Raw genomic sequence first — 20,679 nt, forward strand, 5'->3', positions numbered from 1 at the left:
TCACCCAGTTCCTCACCCGCAGCGTGCAGGCGGCCATCGCCTCCACCGGCGCCCTCCGCTTCATGACCAGCGCCGGCGCGACCGCCGCCGACGCCGCCGCCTTCCTGCGCTTCCAGTCGCTCTCCGCCGAGGCCGGCAGCGCGCTCTCGGTGTTCCGCAACGGCAAGCCGCTGGGGTTCCTGGGCAACGCCGGCCGGGTGATGGGCAAGGCGTTCCTGCCGCTGACGATCGTCACGGGCGCGATGGACGCCGTGACCGGCGGCGGCTACGACGGCGCCCGGGGCTGGGCCACGCGCGGCTTCGGGCTCGCCGGCGCCGCCGGTGCGGCCACCGTGCTGCTGGCGAGCAACCCGGTCGGCCTGGCGATCGGCGGCGCCGCGGTGCTGGCGTACGGCGCCTGGTCGCTCGGCAACTACGTCTACGACCACTGGGACGACATCACCGACTTCGCCGGCAAGGCGGCCGACTGGGCCGGCGACCGCATCTCCGACGCCGGGCACGCCCTCGGCGAGGCCCGCGACTGGGCCGGCGACCGGCTCTCCGACGCCGGCGAGGCGATCGGCGACGCCGCCGAGTCGGTCGGCAGCACGATCCGCAACGGCCTGTCCGCCCTGCCGCTCCCCTCGATCTTCTAGGAGGCCCGACCCGTGGCTCCCGTCCCCGTCCTCGACCTCACCGACGAGGAGGTCGCCGTCCTCGCGACGACCGAGGGCCCGGTCGTGCTGCCCTACCTCGGCACCCTCGAGCCGGACGAGCGGCTGACCGCGACGCGCACGGCCTATCGCAGCCTCGTCGCGCGCGGGCTGCTCGAGGCGCCGACGCCGCAGCAGGTGCTCGACGCCGAGCGCGAGGCGCGCACGACGGGTGAGGACGTGGCGGCGTACCCGGTGCGGATGCCGGAGGAGCTGGCCCGCGTCCTCACACTGCGAGCGGGCGCCTCGGCCGTCGTGTGCTGCGCGCTGACGACCGCGCTGGGCCAGGAGTACCGCTACGCGCACGTCGTCGAGGACGTCGTGCTCCTCGAGGAGGTCACTCCGACCGGGCTGCACCGCCTCGCACTCCTCGACGCCGCGGCGCTCACGGAGCACGTCGCCGGCTGGGTGCTGCACCCCGAGGCCACGCCCGGTGCCGGTGAGGAGGTCGTCCAGCTCGTGTCGGCCGACGACGACCCGACCCCGCCGGACGAGCTGCTGGCGGCCCTGGGGGCCTCGATGCTGCGTGCCGACCTCGTCGTGCGGGCCGCCGGCGACGGCGGCGCGGCGGACCTGCTCGGCGTCTTCAGCGGGCCGGCCGGGACCTGGTCGTCCCGAGTCACCGCCGGCTCGCGCGCACCCGTCGTGATCCGGCCGGTCGCGCCGGAGGACGTGCGCGCCGCGGTCGCCGAGCTGGTCGGCAGCACCGCGCGATGACCGTGGTCCCGCTGCCCGACGTCGAGGCGCGCACGCAGCGGCTCCTCGTCGGGCTGGCCGTCCTGCTGCCGTGGGCGGTCGTCGCCGTGCTGTGGTTCACCTCGCCCGAGAACCGGCCGTTCACCGTCGTCGCGCCGCTGCTGACCGTGCTCGTGCTGGTCATCGCCTGGCGGCGCCGCTGGTTGGAGGGCTCGGTGCTGGTCGAGCGCCGGCTGGGCCTCTTCACCCGTCGCATCGACCTCGCGTCGGCCCGCTCGGTCGACGTGACCGGCAACCGCGGCGGCTCGGCGGTGCTGCGCGTCAAGCCGGCGGCCGGGGGGCGCGGGGTCACGCTGCCGCTGCAGGTGCACACGGCGTACGTCAACGGGGCGCGACCGCCGGAGCAGCTGGAGGCTCTGGCCGCGGCCGTGGCAGGGGCGCCGGCGACCGGGGCGGGCGCCGCCGCGCGGCTGCTGCGCGAGCAGGCGACGTTCCTGCGCGCGGGCGGGACGCTTGAGCACGCGCCGCTGGCGAAGCTGACGGGGAGCCTCTCGGCGCTCGTCGGCGGCGCCGGCGCGGCCGGGGGTGCGGGCAGCCTGCTCGACTGACGCCGCAGCAACTGCCCCAGGAGCAGGACGCGCCGACGTTCCCCTTTCGGTGTGCGCTGACGGTGTCTCTCGTTCTCGAGTGGATTCCCCCGGGGCACTGCGTCGCAACCGCTTCGACCAGGGCGCCGCCAGGTGAGCCGCCTGTGCGGGAACTATCCGGGCCGCGGGCCCGACTACCGGGACAGGAGAGGAGCCGCACGGCCACCACCGCCGGGAAGCCGCGGTGGAGAGGCAGACGTGGGCCCGCTCCGTCGACCGAAGCTGCCTTCGCTGAACCTAGCGACCGACGTCGGAGCGTCCCGTGACCCTGCTTGCCGATCCGCCCGCCGGGCCGTCCGAGCAACGGCGCGCGCCGCGCTCGTCGCGGGGCAACGGCCTGTTCCGGGCCTTCTGGCGCTGGCACTTCTACGCCAGCTTCCTCGTCATCCCCGTGGTCTTCCTGCTGTCGGTCACGGGGCTGATCTACCTGCTGCGCTTCGAGACCGAGCCGTTGCTGCACAGCGACCTGATGAAGGTGTCAGCCCCCGCCGGCGTGACCGACCCGCTTCAGCAGCCCTACGCCGCGCAGCTCTCCGCGGTCGAGCGCGCCTACCCCGACGCGACAGTCATCTCGATGGCGGAGCCGCGGGAGGAGGGCCGGTCGACGGTCTTCTCCATCGAGACGGCCGACGGCGCGGGGCGCGACGTGTTCGTCGACCCCTGGGACGCGCAGGTGCTCGGCGACCTCGACCCGGACACCACGCTGTCCGGCATCGCGGTCCGCCTGCACGCCGACATCATGGCCGGGACCTTCGGGGACAGGGTCCTCGAGATCGGCGCGTGCTGGGCGATCGTCATGGCCATCACCGGCTACTACCTGTTCTTCAAGGGGCGAGCCGCCCGCGCACGTCGGCGGGCGTCGAAGGCGGCCGGTGCCGCGCTCCGCTCCCGTCACGGCATGACGGGCGCGGTGCTCGGGGTCGGGCTGCTCCTGCTGGTGGTCTCCGGCCTGCCGTGGACCGGGTTCTGGGGCGCGAAGGTGCAGGAGGGGCTGAGCAACCAGGGAACCTCGTTGTGGGCGGAGGACCACGGCGCGCTGTCGAACCCGACGTCCACCCTCGACGAGTCGCTGCCGCACAGCCACGCCGTTCCGTGGGGCCTGCAGAAGTCCGACGTCCCGCGCTCGACCGCTCCCGCGGAGGGGGACGAGGTGTCGGTGGCGAACCTCGACACCGCGGTCGAGGTCGGGCAGCGCAGCGGGCTGTCCTCGCCCATGACGGTCGCCCTGCCCGCGGACGAGTCCGGCGTGTTCTCGGTGGTCGGCTACGCGTTCGACGATCCGGGCAAGGAGCGGACCGTGCACGTCGACCAGTACGGCGGCCAGGTCGTCAGCACGTACGGCTATGCCGACTACCCGGCACCGGCGAAGGTGGTCGCCGAGGGCATCGCGCTGCACGAGGGCCGCAGCCTCGGGCTGGTGAACTTCTGGGCGAGCCTGCTGTTCTGCCTCGGCGTCATCTTCATGTGCGTCACCGGACCGCTGATGTGGTGGCGACGCCGGCCGCGCGGGAAGGGCTCGGTCGGCGCTCCCCGCGGGCGCATGCCGCTGGCCAAGGCGCCGCTGCTGGCGGTCCTCGTCGGCGTCCTCGCGGTCACGCTGCCGATGTTCGGCATCACGCTCGTCGCCGCCCTGCTGCTCGACCAGCTCGTCCTGCGCCGGGTTCCACGCCTGCGGCAGTGGTTCGACGTGCCTGCGACGACGGCCAAGCCCGCCGCCGGTTGACGGCGCGGGCGGCTCAGGGCTGGTCGGCGCGGACGAGGCCCGTCCGGTAGGCGATGACCACCAGCTGCGCCCGGTCGCGCGCCTGCAGCTTCGTCATCGCCCGTTGCACGTGGGCGCGGACCGTGAACGGGCTGAGGTACGTCCGCTCCGCGATCTCCTGGTTGGACAAGCCCGTGGCCACCAGCGCCACCATCTCGCGCTCGCGCGCGGTGAGGACGTCGAGCTGGGCGCTGTCGCTCGGCGGCCCGGCCTCGGGCGCGGCCAGGAAGCGGGCGACCAGCGCGCGGGTCGCGGCCGGGGACAGCAGCGTGTCGCCGGCGGCGACGGTCCTGACGGCGTCCAGCAGGTCGTCGGTGCCGATGCCCTTGCCGACGAAGCCGCTGGCCCCCGCCCGCAGCGCCTGCGCGACGTACTCGTCGGTCTCGTAGGTCGTGAGCACGAGGACCCGGGTGGCCGACAGCTCGGGGTCCGCGCAGATCTGCGCGGTGGCGGCGACGCCGTCGACGTCGGGCATGCGGATGTCCATGACGACCACGTCCGGGCGCAGGGCGCGGGTCATCCGCACCGCGTCCCGGCCGTCCGCGGCCTCGCCGACCACCGTGATGTCCTCCGCGGTCTCGAGGAGCGTCCGGAAGGCGCCACGCAGCAGGGCCTGGTCGTCGGCGAGGAGCACCCGGAGCGTCATGGGGCCGTCCCGTTCGCTGCCGTCCCGTCCGGCCGGGCCTCGCCTGCGCGGACCGGCCCGCCGGAGGGCGGTAGCGGCAGGTCGGTGGAGACGCGGAAGCCGCCTTCGGGGCGCCGGCCCGCGGTGAGGCGCCCGCCGACGGCGGCCGCACGCTCCCGCATCCCGATGAGCCCGTAGCCCGGCGGGCGGTCCGTCGCCGCGGGGGCCGCCTTCGCCGCGGCGAGGGGCGGGAGCGTACCGGTGCCCGGGCCGTCGTCGGTGACGGTGACCGTGACGCGGTCGCGGCTCCAGGCCAGCCGGACCCGGGCGCTCCCGCCGCCGGCGTGCTTGGCCACGTTCGTCAGGGCCTCCTGGACGATCCGGTACGCCGTCAGGTCAGTGCCGGGCGGGAGCGGCCGGGCGGCGCCCTCCTGGTGCACGGACACCTCCAGGCCGGCGCGGCGGAAGGACTCGAGCAGTGCCGGCAGCCGCGACAGCCCGGGCGCCGGCTCCGCCGGCTCGGCGGGGCCCCCGGTCTCGCGCAGCAGGCCCACGGTGGCCCGCAGGTCGTCGAGCGCGTTGGCGGTGGTCTCGACGAGGTCGTCCAGGCTGCGTCGGCTCTGCTCCGGGCGGCTGTCGAAGACACGGGCGGCGACCATCGCCTGCGCGTTGGCCAGGGTGATCTGGTGCGCCACGAGGTCGTGCAGCTCGCGGGCGATGCGGACGCGCTCCTCGGCCACCCGCCGGCGGGCCTCGAGGTCCCGGCCGAGCTCGGCCCGGCGCGCCCGCTCCTCCACGGCGGCCAGGTAGGCCCGCCGGTTCTGCGTCGCATGGCCCAGCACGCCGGCCACCAGCGGGAAGGCGGCCACGATGACCAGCCTGCTCCCGTCCTGCCAGGACAGGTTGCCGAACACAGCGGTGGAGGCGACGAGCAGCGCTGCCGCGGCGAGCAGCGCCAGGGCCGCCACGCGCCGGTCGCTGCGGACGGCGAGCGCGTACGCCGCGATCACGGCGGGAGCCACGATGAGCGGGGTCAGCAGCAGGCCGAGCGGGGCGACCAGCAGCCCGCAGGCCGTCGTGGCGGCGACGGCGACGAGCGGTGCCCGGTGCCGCAGTGGCAGCGCGGCGCTGGAGGCCAGCCCGAGCACGTACGCCGCGGCCGGCGGGGCGGACACCGTGTCGTCGACCTGCAGCACCCCGCCGAGCAGGCACAGGACGAAGGCCGTCGCCACGACCGCCCCCTCCCGCCACCACGACGCGCGCGGGAGCGGGAGGGAGCCGCCGGTGCTGGTCACGTCGGCCGCGCTAGCCGACGGAGGCCCGCACGGGCGCCTCGGTCGACGGGACGCGGACGTGCCGGCTCAGTGCCTGGCCCTCGATGTCCACGTTCGGCAGCACACGCTGGAGAATACGAGGAAGCCACCAGGCACGGTGCCCGAGAAGCGCGAGCACCGCCGGCGCGATCGCCATGCGGACCACGAAGGCGTCGAACGCCACGGCGGACGCCAGGCCCAGGCCCATCGTCTGGATCGTCGGGCTGTGCACGCCGACGAACCCGGCGAAGACGCTCACCATGATGACCGCTGCCGCGGCCACCACCCGCGCGCTGTGCCGGAAGCCCGCGACCATCGCCTCCTCGGGTGTCGCGCCGTGGACGTACGCCTCGCGCACGCGGGTGAAGAGGAAGACCTCGTAGTCCATGGCCAGCCCGAAGACGATCCCGATGATCAGGATCGGCATCAGCGACATGACGGGCCCGGTCTGCTCGATGCCGAGCAGGTCCGCGCCCCAGCCCCATTGGAAGACGGCGACGAGGACGCCGAACGCCGCCCCGACCGAAAGCAAGAAGCCGAGTGCTGCCTTCAGTGGGACGAGGAGAGAGCGGAAGACGACCGTCAGCAACAGCACGGCGAGCCCGATCACGACGGTCAGATAGGGGACGAGCGCTTCGGTCATCGCCCGGGAGATGTCGATGTTGAGCGCTGTGGTGCCGGTCACGAAGACCTCGGCCCCGGTCTCGGCCTCCACGTCCGGGACGACGCCGCGGATCTCCTGCACCAGCTCCTTGGTCTCCACGCTGGTCGGCGACGTCGTCGGGATGGCGGTGAGGACGGCGGTCCCCCCGGCCTGGTCGAGCACCGGCTCGCCGACCGACGCGACACCGTCCAGCGCCCGGAGCGTCTCGGCCACGCGGCCCGCCGCCGCCCGGCCGTCCGCGGAGGCCGCTGCGTCCACGACGACCGTGAGCGGGCCGTTGAACCCTGGGCCGAAGCCCGTGGAGAGCAGGTCGTAGGCGCGCCGCTGCGTGGTCTCCTCCGGCATCGACTCCTCGCCCGGCAGGCCGAGCTCCAGGCTGAGCGCCGGGGCGGCGACGGCTCCGACGCCCAGCCCCGCGACCAGCAGAACCGCGGCCGGGCGGCGCAGCACGAGCCGCGCCCAGCGGACGCCGAGCGTGGGCCGGCCTGCCGTGTCGCAGCCCCCTCGACGCTCGGCCTTGCGGGCCGTACGCGACAGGACCCGCCGGCCGAAGGCACCGAGGAGCGCGGGGACCAGCGTGAGCGCGACGAGGACGGCCAGGGCCACGGCCCCCGCCCCACCGAGGCCCATCTTCGTGAGCTCGGGTATCCCGACGACCGCCAGCCCGGCCAGGGCGATCATGACGGTGGCACCCGCGAAGACGACGGCGGACCCGGCGGTGCCGACGGCGCGGCCGGCAGCCTCCTCCGCGTCGTGGCCCTCGGCACGCTCGTCCCGGTATCTCGACGTGATGAAGAGCGCGTAGTCGATCCCCACGGCGAGCCCCAGCATCAGCGCCAGGATCGCCACCGTCGACGTGAGGCCCAGCGCCTCGGCCAGCGCGGCGACCACCCCGAAGGCGATCGCCACCCCGGAGAACGCCGTCAGCAGCGACAGCCCGGCCGCAGCCAGCGAGCCGAGGGTGAGGACCAGGACCACCGCCGCCACGGCCACGCCGACGAGCTCGGTCGTGCCTCCCGGCGAGACCTCGCTGTCCAGCGCGGAGCCGCCGATCTCGACGGCCAGCCCCGTGTCGCGGGCCTCTGACGCGGCGTCCTCGAGGGCCTGCTTCGTCGTCGGCGACAGGTCCAACACCCCGGTGGTGTACGTGACGGTGGCGTACGCGATGGTCCCGTCCGCGCTGACCGCGCCGTCGGCGTACGGCTCGCTGACCGACGCGACCTGGCCGCCCGCCTGCACCGCCGCGAGCGCCTCCGCGACCGCCGCCCGGGAGCCGTCGGCGGTCACCCGCTGCCCCGGAGGGGCCTGGAAGACCAGCCGCGCCTCCGCACCCCGCGCGTCGGCCTCGGGGAACCGCTCGTCCAGCAGGTCGAACGCCTGCTGTGACTCGGTGCCGGGCATCGAGAGGTCCTCTTCCTGCGCGGACGGCGCCATGGCGGCGGCAAGTGCGGCGAGCACCACCGCCGTCAGCCACAGCCCGCCCACGAGCCGCCGCCGCCGGAAGGCCAACCGCCCGATCCGATAGAGAGTCGTCGCCACAGTTCATCGCCCCAGACGAGTCAGAGGAATGGCCGGCGCAGGGCCGGATGAGGAGAGGGGAAGCCCGCGGAGCTCCGTGGTGACGAGCCTCGTCCACCACCGCCCGGCCGGCATCGTCCGCGGCCACTGACTCCTGCTGGTGCGCTCGAACACGTCGCGCGCGTGGCCTGGTGCGTACGCAGTAGTCCCGGGGGCCTGTTGAGTACGCGGGCTCACGCGCCGCCAGGGGGCTGGGACGCAAGCTGGGGCACATGACAGACAACGGAAGCCTCGCCCGCCGCCTGCCCGTGGCCGTCGTCCTCGTCGCCGCCTGCTTCGCCGCCTACTGGGGCTGGCTCGGCTGGGACTCGGAGTACCAGACCGACCCCGTCACCGGGCAGACGAGCGGCCCGTACGAGTCGTGGCAGGTCGTGGGCTGCGTGCTGACCCTCGCCGGCACCGCCGTCGCCGCGGGTCTGCTCGGGTACGGCGTGGTGGCAGTCGCGGTCATGCCGCTCGCGTTCACGGTGGCGTGGTCGATCCCGGCGAGCTCGGACGAGACCGGGCTCTGGGGTGTCGGCGCGTTCATGATCCTCATCGGCGCGACCGTCGGTGGCGCGGTGCTGGCCCTGCCGGCCCAAGCGGTCGGTGACCGCTTCCGCTCGCGCTGACCGGCGTACGCCGAAGGGCCCTCCATGCTCCGACCCCTCGTGTCGTTCAGGGGCCCCTGCGCCCCCGATGAGTTCGGAGTCGGGCGGACGTCAGATCCGGTAGGAAGCCTGCACGACCGCCTGCTCTCGCCCCGGAGGGGACGGATGGCCAAGCTCATCTACTCGATGTTCACCTCGCTCGACGGCTACGCCGAAGCGGCGGAGGGCGGCCTCGGCGTCGGGGCCGAGGTCGAGGAGGTGCACACCTTCGTCAACGACCTCTTCCGCCCCGTCGGGACGTACCTCTACGGCCGGCGGATGTACGACACCATGCTCTATTGGGAGACCGCGCACGACGAGCCCGACCAGCCGCCGCACATCCTGCAGTACGCCAAGGACTGGCAGGCGGCGGAGAAGGTCGTGTATTCCACCACCTTGGAGGAGGTGTCGAGCGCGAAGACGCGGATCGAGCGCTCGTTCGACCCGGACGCGGTGCGCCGGCTCAAGGCAGAGGCCGACGCCGACCTCACCGTCGACGGCCCGAACCTCGCCGCCCAGGCGATCGCGGCCGGGCTCTTGGACGAGTACCACCTGTTCATCACGACGAGCGTGGTGGGCGGCGGGAAGCGCTTCTTCCCCGACGGCGTCCGCCTCGACCTCGCGCTGGTCGAGCAGCGCTCCTTCAGCAGCGGGCTGGTCTACGCGCGCTACCGGGCGCGCTGACTCGGGACGCGTTGGGGATCCCGCTGCACGGTGCACGGGTCCTGGTGGTGGCTCAGCCCGGCAGCCGGCGGCGCTCGAGCCGGCACTCCTCCAGCTCCGTGCGTATCCGGCGCCGGCTGCCCACGGCGAGCCGCCGCCACTGCATGCCGAGGACGGCGTCAGCGGCGTCGACGTCCACGCCGAGCAGGCGCTGGACGTGGCACGCGTCGTGAGCATCCGGGTCCCAGGGTCGTGGTGACGACCCTGCGGCCCGGATGCTCAGCCGAGGTCCGCTTCGCACACCTCGAGCCACCCGCCCTGCGGCGGCTCCGGAGGATGGGCCGCCCCTCGCTCCCCGGCCCGGGCGCGCTCGACGTTGCGCGCCACAAGGGTCAGGACGTCGGCCACGGGGGCGTACCCCTCGAGGACGAGCACCGCCGAGCCGAGCCGGGTGTAGGCGAAGAACCGCTCGTCGGGGACGTGGGGCGCGCAGCGGGCAGGGCGGAGATCCTGGGAGACCGAGACGACGGCGCTCCCGTCGCCCAGCCCGTCACCGCCCGCGACTCCGCGCATCGTGACCGGCCCGCCGAAGCTCATCTCCTCCTCGAACCGCGCGCACCGGGACGGAAGCGCCGCCACCTGCTCGATCAGCGCGTCGGCGGCGGCCTCGTCCTCCAGTTGCACGACCGTGTTGGTCATCGGCAGCGCGCCGCCGCCGGTCATCAGCAGCCGCGATGCGTACGCGTCCGCGGGCACCGGCGCCGGCGGCATCGTCTGCAGGGCTGCGGAGGCATCGCTGCACGCGCCGTCGAGGCGCGGCACGTCGGAGGCCGGGGACGCGGCAGCGTCCGGCACGGGCGGCATGTCCTCGAGGAACCACCCCGGCAGCAGGTCCTCGGGGTCGAGCAGCATGGCCTGCAGCGGCGACTCCAGCGGAACGGTCGGCGTCGGGCCAGCGCCGGAGACGTCGCCGTCCTCGGTCGCGCAGCCGGCGGCCAGCAGCGCGAGCGCGCTCAGCGCCGGCACCGCCCGCCGCAGTGCTCGGGGACGGACCGGCGACGGGCCGTCGTCGCCGAGGAGCCGCAGCGCGTCGCCCTCGGGATGCCGGCAGCGGTCAGTCCAGCGGAGCGGACCAGGCAAGCTGCACGACCTCCTTGCCCCGGCTCCGCGTGACCAGCTGCGCCCGCCCGGGGTCGGCGGGCCGGGGGCGTACGTTCCCGACCAGCGGCCCCTCGTCAGGGCTGCCCGACAGCAGCAGCGCCGGCATCGACAGGTCGCGCATGGTCTGAATGACCGGCTCGAACAGCGCGCGCGAGGCGCCGCCGCTGCGACGGGCGACGACGACGTGCAGGCCGATCTCGCGGGCCTGGGGGAGCAGCTCGACGAGCGGCTGGAGCGGCGACGGGCCCGATGAGGTGGCGACGAGGTCGTAGTCGTCGACGACCACGAAGACGTCCGCGCCGGTCCACCAACTCCGGCGGCGCAGCTGCTCGGGCGTGACGTCCGGCCCGGGGATCCGCCCGCGCAGGTACGCCGCCAGCTCCGCGAGGGCGGGCTCGGCCTGCGGGCGGCTGGTCAGGTAGTCGACGAGCCGCTCGGGTGGCACCTCGCCGAGCAGCGCGCGCCGGTAGTCGACGACGACGACCTGCGCCTCCTGCTCCGTGCGGCTGCGCATGACCTCGCGCAGGTAGCCGCGCAGCGCGGCGGACTTGCCCGAGCCGGAGTCGCCGAAGACCAGCAGGTGCGGCTCGGAGTCGACGTCCAGCGTGACCGGGGCGAGTGCCCGTTCGTCCACGCCGACGACGAGCTCGCGGCCGAGCGCGGGCGTCGCGGCGCGGACGTCCTCGAGCGCGATCGACGTGGGCAGCAGCCGCAGGCGCGGCCCCTGCGGCCCGCGCCACGCGTCGCGGGACTCCTTGACCAGCGCGGCGACGCCGTCCGCGAGGGTCGCGGGGTCGGCCGATCCGTCGACCCGGGGGAGCGCGGCGAGGAAGTGGTGCTTGCCGGGCAGCAGGCCGCGCCCGGGGCGGCCGACGGGGACGTTCTGCGCCACCTTGCGGTCGACCTCGGACTCCAGCGGGTCGCCGAGCCGCAGCTCCAGGCGCGTGCCGAGCAGGTCGCGCACGGCGGTGCGGAAGTCGGTCCAGCGGGTCGCCGTCGCGACGAGGTGCACGCCGTACGTCAGACCGCGCTGGGCGAGGTACTGCAGCTCCGCCTCGAGCTCCTCGAACTCCGCGCGCAGAGTGCTCCAGCCGTCGACGACGAGGAAGACGTCGCCGTAGCCGTCGTCCGCGAGCCCCGACGCCCGCCGCGACCGGTAGGCCTCGATCGAGTCGATGCCGGCGGACCGGAAGTACGCTTCGCGTGCCGAGACGATGCCCTGCACCTCGGCGACCACCCGGCGTACGACATCGGGCTCGCCGCGCGTCGCCACCCCTGAGAGGTGCGGAAGGCCCTCCAGGCCGGAGAAAGTGCCGCCACCGAAGTCGAGAACGTAGAACTGCACTTCCTGTGGCGTGCGGGTCAGCGCGAGTGCGGTGACGACGGTGCGCGCGAGGGCGCTCTTGCCGCTGCGCGGCGCTCCGACGACGGCCACGTGGCCCGCTGCGCCAGCGAGGTCCAGCACGAGCGTCTCGCGGCGCTGGTCCAGCGGCTTGTCCACGGTGCCGACCGGGATGCTCAGGCTGCCGGCTGCGCGCCAGGACGGGCTGACCAGGCCGAGCCGGTCGTCGACGACGAGGTCCGGGATCAGCGCGTCGAGCCCGGTGCTCGCCTCGAGCGGCGGCAGCCAGACCTGGTGCGCCTGCGGCCCCCTGCCGGCGAGCCGGTCCACCGCGAGCTCGAGCACCGAGCGGTCCTCGTTCGCCTGCGCCGCAGCGGTCTCGACGGCTTCGGCCGGTGCGGCCGGGTCGAGCTCGGCGCGCTGTACGGGCGCCAGCGTGAACGGCAGCACCTCGACCGCAGCGGTCGACGTGGGAGACGCGACGCGGACGTCCGTGCGCGGCGGGCCGGAGACGTACGCCGCCTTGAAGCGCAGCAGCGTCGACTGGTCCGGCTTGAGGAAGCCGAGGCCGGGTGCCGAGGGCAGCTCGTAGGCGTCGGGGACGCCGAGCACGGTCCGGGACTCCGCGGCCGAGAAGGTGCGCAGGCCGATCCGGTAGGACAGGTGCGTGTCGAGCCCGCGCAGCCGGCCCTCCTCCAGCCGCTGGCTGGCCAGCAGCAGGTGCAGGCCGAGCGATCGGCCGAGCCGGCCGATCGCCAGGAAGAGCTCGAGGAACTCCGGCTTGGCGGTCAGCAGCTCGGAGAACTCGTCGACCACGACGAAGAGGCTGGGCAGCGGCTCGAGCGGCTCCCCGGCGGCGCGCGCCCGGTCGTAGTCGCGCAGGGAGACGTAGTTGCCCGCGCTGCGCAGCAGCTGCTGGCGGCGGACCATCTCGCCGGTCAGCGCGTCCTGCATGCGGTCGACGAGCGTGAGCTCCTGCTCCAGGTTGGTGATGACGGCCGACACGTGCGGGAGGTCGGCCATGCCCGCGAAGGTCGCACCGCCCTTGAAGTCGACGAGCACGAGGTTGAGCTGGTCCGGGCTGTGGGTCAGGGTGAGCCCGAGGACGAGCGTGCGCAGCAGCTCCGACTTGCCCGAGCCGGTCGCGCCGACGACGAGGCCGTGCGGGCCCATGCCCTGCTGCGCGGCCTCCTTGATGTCGAGGTTGACCGGGCTCCCGTCGGCACCGATGCCGATCGGCACGCGGAGCCGGTCGCGCTGCGGCCGCGACCGCCAGGCCGCCTCGACGTCGAGCGAGGGCAGGTCCTCCAGTCCCAGCAGGGCCAGCAGGTCCGAGGAGGTCGAGAGGCTGTCCGTGCGTACGGGGCCGCTGCCGGCGTGCAGCGGTGCCAGCCGCCGGGCGAGGGCCTCGGCCACCGGCGCGGCGGCCTGGTCGCCGGAGGCCACGCCCACGTCCTCGCGCACCCGCAGCACCTGCAGCCCCGCGCGCCCGTCCGCGCGCACGGTGCCGTCGAGGTGGAGCCGCAGCCACCCGGCATCGCTCAGCTCGTCCCACGTCTCGGGCAGGTCGAGCACCGTCACGCCGAGCACGCCGTCGGGCGTGATGACGGGGTTGCCGGGCGGCACGTCGGTGCCGTCGAGGACGAAGAGCACGTGCGGCAGCGGCCGGTCGTCCGCCGTGCGGCCGAAGCGGGGACGGTCGGCGAGGTCGTCCGGCAGCAGCGGCAGGAGCGCGTCGAAGTCCGTCGAGACCATGCGTGCGGGGCCGGCGTCGTCGTGCTCGGTCGGGCTGCCGGCGTGCGGCAGCCACTTGAGCCACTCCCAGTCCGGCAGCGCCTGCGGCGAGCAGAGCACCGCGATGCGCAGGTCGTCGGGCGAGTGGAACGCCGCGGCGGAGGCGAGCAGCGAGCGCACGAGGGCGCGGGCGCGCTCGGCGCTCTCGCCGGTCACCTCGATCCGGGAGAAGGCGCGTACGTCCACCGCCGCCGGCAGGTCGTCCTGCACGCGGTGCGTGACGAGCAGCCGGTGCAGCGCCGACGCGGACACGGGGTCGAGCAGGTCGATGGGCGCCGACTCAGGAGGCACGAGGTCCAGCGAGAGGGCTTGCGGCGCGACGCCGTAGCGCACGTGCAGGAAGTCCGCGTCCTCGGCGGTGCGCTCCCACACCCGCGTGCGCTCCTCCGCGAGCGCCGGCAGGTGGGCGGGGTCCGGGTGCTCCCAGAGGCGGGCCTCCCGCTGCATCCGCGCCGCCTCCCGGGCGGTCTCGCGGACCTGGGCGAGGTAGCGGAGGTACTCGCGGCGCTGCGACGTCGTCTTGACCTGCCGCGCCGAGCGCTGCCGGAACACCATGACGACGACGAAGCCGAGGGAGGCCAGCAGGAACATCCCGGCCGCGATGAGCCCGCGCGGGCCCGGCTGGCTCGTCGCGACGAAGACGATCGACCCGACGCTCGCGAGCATGGGCAGCGCGGTCATGAGGATCGCGCCGCTGCCCTCGTGCGGGGCGATCTCCGGCGGGGCGGTCAGGACGATCTCGCCCACGGGCGCCTGGGGGCCGTCGAGCCGGGGCCCTCTGCGCAGGGTGGTGGCCACGCTTGCTCTCCTCCGCCGGACTGCCGGGTTGCGGGGGAAGCCGCGACCCACCCCATGCCGTACATCGCGCATAGTAGGAGGCCGCCCAGACCAGGGCCCGGGATCAGGAGGTCCGATCGGGTGACCAGCACGGCCACTTCCGTCGTACGGCTGACCCTGCGCAGCCCGTCCGGCTCGGTCGACGTCGCGGCCGGCGCGGACGTCCCGCTCGCCGCGCTGCTCGGCCCCGACGTGCGCGTACGCCTCGGTGTGCCGCCCGGCGACGACGTACGCGTCGTGTCGCGCAGCGGCACTCCGTTCGACACCGCGGCTCCCGCGGCGCACCAGGGCGTCGAGGACGGGGACGTGCTGCTCGTGCTGGCCGCGCGGGCGCCCGAGGGGTCCCGCCGGGGGCGGCGGCAGGCGGCGGCCCAGTCGGCGTCCATGGCAAGGGCTGCGCGCCAGGGAGGCGGCGGCGCGCTGTCGAGGGCGTGGCTGCTCGGGGTCGCCGCGGCCAGCCTGGCGGGCGCCGGGGCCCTCGCCGTCGACGCCGCCTGGGCAGCGCCGGTCGTGCTGCTCGTCGCGCTGCTCTCGGTCGTGGCGCCCGCGGGCCGCTGGGGCGACGCGGCCCGGCTGCTCGCCCCGCCGGTCGGCGCCATCGCCACGGCCGCGCTGCTGCTCGGCCCCGAACGGGCGGGGGAGGGCCTGCTCGCAGCGACGGGAGCGGGCGTCGTCGGCGCCGCGCTGGCCGCCGTCCTCCTCGCGCTGCCGGCGCCGGCCGGCACGTCCTCGGCGCGCGAGGGGCTGCGCGTCGAGCTCGTCGCGGGCGCCCTGCTCGCTGCCGTCGCGGGCGGCGGCCTGCTCGCCTCGGCCAGCGGCCGGGCCGTCGCGGCAGCGGTCTGCGCGGGAGCGGTGTGCGCGCTGCGGCTGCTCCCGATGCTCGCCGTAGACGTCCCGGACTCCGCGCTGCTCGACGCCGACCGGACCGCGCTCGGCGTGTGGGCGGCCACGACGGGCCGGCGCCGGCGGGGCCGCACCCGGCTGCGGGCCGGGGACGTGGCCGACCGCGTACGCAGCGGCCGGCGCACGCTCGACGCCGCGGTCGTCGCGGCGGTGCTCGCCGTCCTGGTGGCCCTGCTCGTGCTGCTGCCGGGGCGCGGTGGTGGCGTGGTCGGCTGGGGCTCGGTCGCGCTGGCCGGCTGCGTCTGCGCGGCGCTGCCGCTGCAGGCCCGGACGCTGACCGGGAGCACAGCCCGGGTTGTGCTGCTGGCGGCGGGAGCTGTGGCCTTCGCGGCGTGCATGGCGAGCCTGCTCGCGGGCTTCGGGCCGCGCGAGCGCTCCGGCGCGACGGCAGTGCTCGTCGCGGTGGGCGCATCGACGGTGCTGGCCGCCGTGGCGCTGGGCCGCGGGTGGCGCTCGGTGCGCTGGGCGCGCTCCGCGGAGCTGCTCGACGGGGCTGCGGTCGCGCTCGTGCTGCCCGCGGCGGTCATCGCGGCCGGCGGGATCGAGTGGGTGCGCGGCCTCGTGAGCTGATGGGTTTGTCGGGATAGGTGGCGGGAGGTCCCCCACCTATCGGGTGATCCGTCCGGGCTAGGGTTTGGCGACGCAGGCGTCGGGCCAAAGATCCCGGTCGTCTGCTGCCAGAAGCTCCGGTCGATGCCGGTGCGCCCAGATCGCCCCGGCCGGGGCGGAAGACAGGAGTTGCTCGATGGCTGGTGAGGTCAGCAAGCAGGATCAGGCGCTCACGCGTGGTGCCCGCCTCGTCTCGGAGGCCCGTTCGGATCTGGACCAGCAGCTCTCGGCGCTGCGCGGCCAGCTCTCCGGCATCGGCTCGGCGTGGGTCGGGTCCGGCTCGACGGCGTTCCAGAACGTCATGACCCGCTGGGACGAGGACACGCGCCGCATCATCAACGCGCTGAACGAGTTCGAGGCCAACCTGCAGGCGTCGGAGAGCACCTACAACAGCTCCGACGACACGCAGGCCTCCAGCTTCTCCCGCCTCGCCGGCCGCCTCGGCTGAGCGCCCCTTCCGACACCTCAGGAGTGAATGTGACGACCGGACAGCTCAAGGTCACCTTCGGGGCGCTCGACACCGCGGCCGCCGACATCTCCGCCAAGGCCAGCTCGATCCAGTCCCGGCTGGACCAGTTGGACGGCGAGCTCGCCCCGCTGCGCGCCGACTGGACCGGCTCGGCGAGCGAGAGCTACCAGCGCGCCAAGGCCGAGTGGACCGCCGCGATCACCGACATGCAGGCGCTGCTGGCGCAGGTCGGCACGGCGGTGCGCCAGTCCAACTCCGACTACCAGTCGGCGGAGAGCCAGAACCAGGCCCGCTGGTAGTCCATCCCGGTTGTGCATCTGCGGCCGCGGCTCCTGAGGGAGCCGCGGCCGCCCCTGCCCCAGACGAAGGAGTACGGCGGTGCTGAGCGACGCGGGCGGTGCCGTGAACCGCGTGGTGGAGCTGACTCTCGAGGAGGTCCGCTCCATCGCGAACGGGTTGGCGACCCCCACGGACGAGGTGCAGGGGCAAGGCGCGCAGTTCAGCGGTACGCCGGTCGACGCGGGGATGTTCGGCCGCTCCGCTGCCGGTGAGGCGCTCGCCGGGACGCACCGCACCGCGCACCAGATCTTCCGCGAGACGGTCGAGCAGGTCATCGCCGACCTCGAGGCCTTCCGCGAGCAGCTGACCTCGACCGTCGCGACCTACGAGGCGCGCGACGCCGACGTCTCCGACGCCCTGTCGGCCTTCCGTTGGCGCGAGCGCTCCCACTCCGTCGCGATCGACGCGGACCGCGCGCACGACCTCGCCGGCGCCGAGGACGTGCCTCCCCCGCCGGCTCCTGCTGCTCAGCCCGCGCCGGCCGTGCCGTCGACGCAGCCTGGCCGCGAGTTCGAGTAGCCCGTCGTGCTCGCCCTGCTCGCATCCCGGAGGGAGCGCGGCCCCGCCTCCCGTGCCCGGGGCGCAGGTGTGCTCGCGCTCGTCGCGGCCGCCCTGCTGCCCGCGGCCGGCCCCGCCCTCAGCGCGCCCGCGGCCGCCGACACCAAGGGCGACTGGTGGTACTCCGCGCTCAAGATCGCGCAGAACACGCGCGAGGCCGACGGCTCCGGCGTGACGATCGCGCTGCTCGACACGCCAGTGGACCGGACGATCCCCGAGCTGCGCGGCCAGCGCCTCGAGGACGGCGGCTCCTACTGCGAGGACCCGCTGGACAAGCCCTACCCCGCCTTCCTCGAGGGCAGGAGAGGCGTCTTCCACGGCACGTCGATGGCCGCGCTGCTCGTCGGCAACGGCAAGGGCACCCGCCCCGACGGCTCCGGCATCCGCGGCGTCGCGCCGGGAGCGACGCTGCGCGTCTACCCCGTCCTCGACCCGCGGGAGCAGGAGAAGGGCGAGTTCGGCTGCTACGCCGCGGACCTGGAGACCCTCGAGGCCGAGAGCTACCACGAACTCATCCCGAAAGCGCTCGTCCAGGCCGTCGACGACGGTGCGGACATCGTCAGCATGTCCTTCAACAGCAAGAACATGGACGCCGCCGCCGAGTACGCCGCCGACCGCGGCGTGATCATGGTCGCGTCGGTGACCGAGCGGATCAACGCGCTGACCGGGAAGGCCGAGGGCTTCGTCGGCGCACCGGCCGACGCGAAGGGCGTCATCGCCGTCACCGCGGTGGACAGCAAGGGCCGTTGGTGGGACGGGGCGGCCGAGTCCAAGGACGTCCTGGTCGCCGCGCCCGGGGTGGACATCGGCTCGGGGGCGATGGACGAGCGCGGCCGCTGGTCCTCCGACGGCCTCGGCACCGGCACCTCGCCCGCCACCGCGATCGTCGCCGGGATGCTCGCGGTGGTGAAGAGCAAGTACCCCGACGCCACGAACGCGCAGATCGTGCAGCACCTCGTGCGGCACACCACGACCCGCCCGCTCAAGCACGACGTCTACTACGGCTACGGCATCGTCTCGCTGACGAACATGCTCCAGGCGGACCCGCGCGAGAACCCCGACGACAACCCGCTGCTCGACGACATGCTCTTCGGCTCGGTGCCCCCGGCGCGACGCTGGACGGGCACTGCGCCGGCGACGCCGCGTCCGTCGACACCGGCGGCCGTCGGCGTGCCCAGTGCCACGGGCACGCCCCCGGCTTCCTCGCCCGGGCAGGCCCCGGCCGCCGGCGCCTCGTCCGCAGCGGACGCCCCGTCGACGGCCGCGGTCGCGTCCTCGTCCGGCTCGACAGGGAGCGGCTCGGGCACGGCAGTCGCCGTCGTGCTCGTCGCGCTCGTCGCCGGCGGCGGAGCTGTCGCCGCGCTGCTCTACCGACGCCGCCGTCCCGGTGGCGCTCCTGCATCCACGGAAGGAGCCTGACGTGTCCGCACCGGCCGGGCCGAACGAGCGCAAGCTGCAGGAAGTCGCCGAGGGGGACCCGGGCACCATCGGCCGCGCCGCCGACGAGTGGACCGCGATGGCCGCCGGGCTCGACGAGGTCCGCGCGTCGCTCACTCGCGCGCAGGGGCGCATCACCGAGTCGTGGAACGGCCAGGCCTCGCAGGCGGCGCAGGAGTCCTTCGGCCTGATGGCCGGCCAGGTGGAGCGCCAGGCCGCGGACATGCGGACCGTGGCAGCGAGCCTGAACAGCTCCGCGGCCCTGGTCTCCAAGGCCAAGTCCGACATGGCCGCCCTGCCGCCCGTGCCCGGCGAGCCGACGGCACCGTCCGCTCCCGGGCCTGCCCCCGCCGGGGACGACGGCACTGCCGCCGCAGCGGCGGCGGTCCGCTACGCGCAGGAGACCAGCGCCTACAACTCGGCCGTGGCCGCGCGCAACGCCGCCATCGCCGCCCGCGAGTCCCAGGCCCAGAGCGCCTTCCAGACCGCCGAGAGCGGGCTCACGCAGGAGCGGGCCGACGTCATCCGGGCGGTGGGTGAGCGCTACACGGTCGAAACGCCGAGCGGAGGCACCGGGGGTGGCGCCGCGGGCGGGGCCGGCGGTGCCGGTGGAGTCGCCGGAGGAGGTGGCGCCGGCGGCGTGGCCGGTGGCGGTGGTTCCGCCGGAGGCCGAGGCGGCGCGCCCGCGACGGGCGGCAACGGGGCCGAGGGCGTGGTCGTCGGCGACCCGGCGCACTCCGGCCCGCGCCCCGGCTCTCCCGCCGGCTCGACCCCTGTCTTCTCGCCCGACCCGGGCGGCTCGCACAACGGCCCTGTGTCCAAGCCGCCGACCCTCGGCGGCTCGGACGTGACAGCCGGCACGGTCGCCGACGGCACCATCGCCGGCGTCGTCCCCGGCGGCTCGGTGCACGGAGGCGCTGTAGGAGGGTCGGTCGGTGGCTTCGCGCCCGCCCCCGCCGCGTCGGGGGGCGGCGGAGGAGGCGTTCTCGGCGGGCTCGCCGGGGCCGCGGCCGTCGGCGTCGGTGGCCTGGCCGTCGGTGCAGCGGTCCGCGGCGCGGGCGGTGGGTCCGTCGTCGGCGGTGCCGCGGGTGGTGGCCGTGGGGGCGCTGTGAGTGGTGGCGCGGGCGGGACCCGCGGTGGCGCGGTCGGTGGTGGCGCTGGCGGGGCTCGTGGGGGCGCCGTCGGTGGTGGCGCTGGCGGGGCTCGTGGCGGGTCTGTCGTCGGCGGTGCTGCAGGTGGTGCGCGCGGCGGCGCTGGTGGGGCTCGTGGCGGGTCTGTCGTCGGCGGTGCCGCGGGCGGTGCGCGTGGCGGCGCTGTCGGTGGTGGCGCTGCCGGGCGCGGCGCTGCCGCCGGCGGGGCTCGCGGTGGAGCCGTGACCGGCGGTGGCGCGGGTGGTGCTCGCGGCTCGGTCGTCGGCGGCGCGGCGGGTGGTGCGCGCGGCGGAGCAGTCGTCGGTGGTGCCGCGACCGGCAGCGCACGTGGAGGGTCGGTGGTCGGTGGTGCCGCGGCCGGCAGCGCGCGCGGAGGGTCGGTGGTCGGTGGTGCCGCGGCCGGCAGCGCGCGCGGCGGCTCGGTCGTCGGTGGCGCCGCGAGCGGTGGCGCCAGTGGCGGCACCCGAGCAGGCTCGGCGGGCGGCGGCACCGTCGGTGGCCCGGGTGCGGCCGCGGGCCGCGCAGGCTCCGTGGTCGGGGGCGCGACGGGGCCCGCGGGAGCCGCGGGCGGTGCGCGTACCTCGAACGGAGGATCCGCCGGAGGGCGCGCAATGTCCGGGACGTCCGCAGGTAGCCTGACCGGCGCCGCGCAGGCGGGGGCCCGTCCGGGCACGGCGGTCGGCGGCGTCGGCGCCGCGGGCGCACGTGGCTCGGACCGGCGCGACAACGGCGAGCGCATCGAGCACCTGATCAAGGAGGACGAGTGGGGGGACGGCGAGCAGACCACTCCGCCGGTCCTGAGCTAGTGCG

Annotated in this window: 17 protein-coding genes and 1 pseudogene; 12 read left to right on the top strand and 6 right to left on the bottom strand. The window is 75.3% G+C overall.

Annotation, left to right across the window (positions count from 1 at the left end; translation table 11 throughout):
- The 4 genes and pseudogenes from G9H71_RS13510 to G9H71_RS13525 all read left to right on the top strand — a co-directional run.
- A pseudogene (locus G9H71_RS13510) lies at positions 1-635 on the top strand (hypothetical protein); the annotation flags it as partial.
- A 12-nt stretch (positions 636-647) separates the two neighbouring features.
- Complete coding sequence (locus tag G9H71_RS13515) at positions 648-1,409, top strand: hypothetical protein (RefSeq protein WP_166282691.1); 762 nt, start codon at positions 648-650, stop codon at positions 1,407-1,409.
- Positions 1,406-1,996 carry a hypothetical protein gene (locus tag G9H71_RS13520; RefSeq protein WP_166282693.1) on the top strand — a complete coding sequence of 197 codons (591 nt, stop codon included), beginning with the start codon at positions 1,406-1,408 and terminating at the stop codon, positions 1,994-1,996. Before G9H71_RS13515 ends, G9H71_RS13520 begins: the two co-directional genes overlap by 4 nt.
- A gap of 301 nt (positions 1,997-2,297) precedes the next feature.
- Entirely contained in the window at positions 2,298-3,758 is a 1,461-nt protein-coding gene (locus G9H71_RS13525; RefSeq protein ID WP_166282695.1) for a PepSY-associated TM helix domain-containing protein, read from the top strand.
- A 13-nt stretch (positions 3,759-3,771) separates the two neighbouring features.
- On the opposite strand, the gene G9H71_RS13530 is transcribed toward G9H71_RS13525, so the two are convergent.
- Genes G9H71_RS13530 through G9H71_RS13540 form a run of 3 tightly spaced genes read right to left on the bottom strand, consistent with a single transcriptional unit; the run spans position 3,772 to position 7,938 of the window.
- The gene (locus G9H71_RS13530; RefSeq protein ID WP_166282697.1) at positions 3,772-4,443 is read right to left on the bottom strand and encodes a response regulator transcription factor; all 672 of its coding nucleotides are present in this window, start codon (positions 4,441-4,443) and stop codon (positions 3,772-3,774) included.
- Positions 4,440-5,717 carry a sensor histidine kinase gene (locus G9H71_RS25125; protein WP_166282699.1) on the bottom strand — a complete coding sequence of 426 codons (1,278 nt, stop codon included), beginning with the start codon at positions 5,715-5,717 and terminating at the stop codon, positions 4,440-4,442. The genes G9H71_RS13530 and G9H71_RS25125 overlap by 4 nt, the downstream gene beginning before the upstream one ends.
- Before the next feature lie 10 nt (positions 5,718-5,727).
- Positions 5,728-7,938, bottom strand: a complete 2,211-nt coding sequence (locus G9H71_RS13540) for an MMPL family transporter (RefSeq protein WP_166282701.1) — start codon at positions 7,936-7,938, stop codon at positions 5,728-5,730.
- A gap of 251 nt (positions 7,939-8,189) precedes the next feature.
- Between G9H71_RS13540 and G9H71_RS13545 the strand changes: the two genes are divergently transcribed.
- On the top strand, positions 8,190-8,588 hold the full coding sequence (locus tag G9H71_RS13545; protein WP_166282703.1) for a hypothetical protein: 399 nt from the start codon (positions 8,190-8,192) through the stop codon (positions 8,586-8,588).
- A 144-nt stretch (positions 8,589-8,732) separates the two neighbouring features.
- Positions 8,733-9,290 carry a dihydrofolate reductase family protein gene (locus tag G9H71_RS13550; RefSeq protein ID WP_166282705.1) on the top strand — a complete coding sequence of 186 codons (558 nt, stop codon included), beginning with the start codon at positions 8,733-8,735 and terminating at the stop codon, positions 9,288-9,290.
- Between the two features lie 52 nt (positions 9,291-9,342).
- On the opposite strand, the gene G9H71_RS24550 is transcribed toward G9H71_RS13550, so the two are convergent.
- From G9H71_RS24550 to eccCa, 3 genes are all read right to left on the bottom strand, one after another.
- Entirely contained in the window at positions 9,343-9,468 is a 126-nt protein-coding gene (locus G9H71_RS24550; RefSeq protein WP_269204664.1) for a hypothetical protein, read from the bottom strand.
- 80 nt (positions 9,469-9,548) lie between these two features.
- Positions 9,549-10,409 carry a hypothetical protein gene (locus tag G9H71_RS13555; protein ID WP_166282707.1) on the bottom strand — a complete coding sequence of 287 codons (861 nt, stop codon included), beginning with the start codon at positions 10,407-10,409 and terminating at the stop codon, positions 9,549-9,551.
- Positions 10,384-14,364, bottom strand: coding sequence for a type VII secretion protein EccCa (eccCa, locus tag G9H71_RS13560; RefSeq protein WP_331272980.1), 3,981 nt, complete (start codon positions 14,362-14,364; stop codon positions 10,384-10,386). Before eccCa ends, G9H71_RS13555 begins: the two co-directional genes overlap by 26 nt.
- A 120-nt stretch (positions 14,365-14,484) precedes the next feature.
- Between eccCa and G9H71_RS13565 the strand changes: the two genes are divergently transcribed.
- From G9H71_RS13565 to G9H71_RS13590, 6 genes are all read left to right on the top strand, one after another.
- Positions 14,485-15,876, top strand: coding sequence for a ubiquitin family protein (locus G9H71_RS13565; protein ID WP_166282711.1), 1,392 nt, complete (start codon positions 14,485-14,487; stop codon positions 15,874-15,876).
- Positions 15,877-16,051: 175 nt separating this feature from the next.
- On the top strand, positions 16,052-16,363 hold the full coding sequence (locus G9H71_RS13570; protein WP_166282715.1) for a WXG100 family type VII secretion target: 312 nt from the start codon (positions 16,052-16,054) through the stop codon (positions 16,361-16,363).
- A gap of 29 nt (positions 16,364-16,392) precedes the next feature.
- Positions 16,393-16,683, top strand: a complete 291-nt coding sequence (locus G9H71_RS13575) for a WXG100 family type VII secretion target (protein ID WP_166282717.1) — start codon at positions 16,393-16,395, stop codon at positions 16,681-16,683.
- Between the two features lie 79 nt (positions 16,684-16,762).
- Positions 16,763-17,242 carry a hypothetical protein gene (locus G9H71_RS13580; protein WP_166282719.1) on the top strand — a complete coding sequence of 160 codons (480 nt, stop codon included), beginning with the start codon at positions 16,763-16,765 and terminating at the stop codon, positions 17,240-17,242.
- A gap of 6 nt (positions 17,243-17,248) precedes the next feature.
- A complete protein-coding gene (locus tag G9H71_RS13585; protein WP_166282721.1) occupies positions 17,249-18,700 on the top strand; it encodes a S8 family peptidase in 1,452 nt (483 codons plus the stop codon).
- Between the two features lies 1 nt (position 18,701).
- Entirely contained in the window at positions 18,702-20,675 is a 1,974-nt protein-coding gene (locus tag G9H71_RS13590) for a WXG100 family type VII secretion target (protein ID WP_166282723.1), read from the top strand.
- Positions 20,676-20,679: the final 4 nt, after the last annotated feature.

The sequence above is a fragment of the Motilibacter deserti genome (genome assembly GCF_011250635.1).
GTDB classification, from domain to species: domain Bacteria; phylum Actinomycetota; class Actinomycetes; order Motilibacterales; family Motilibacteraceae; genus Motilibacter_A; species Motilibacter_A deserti.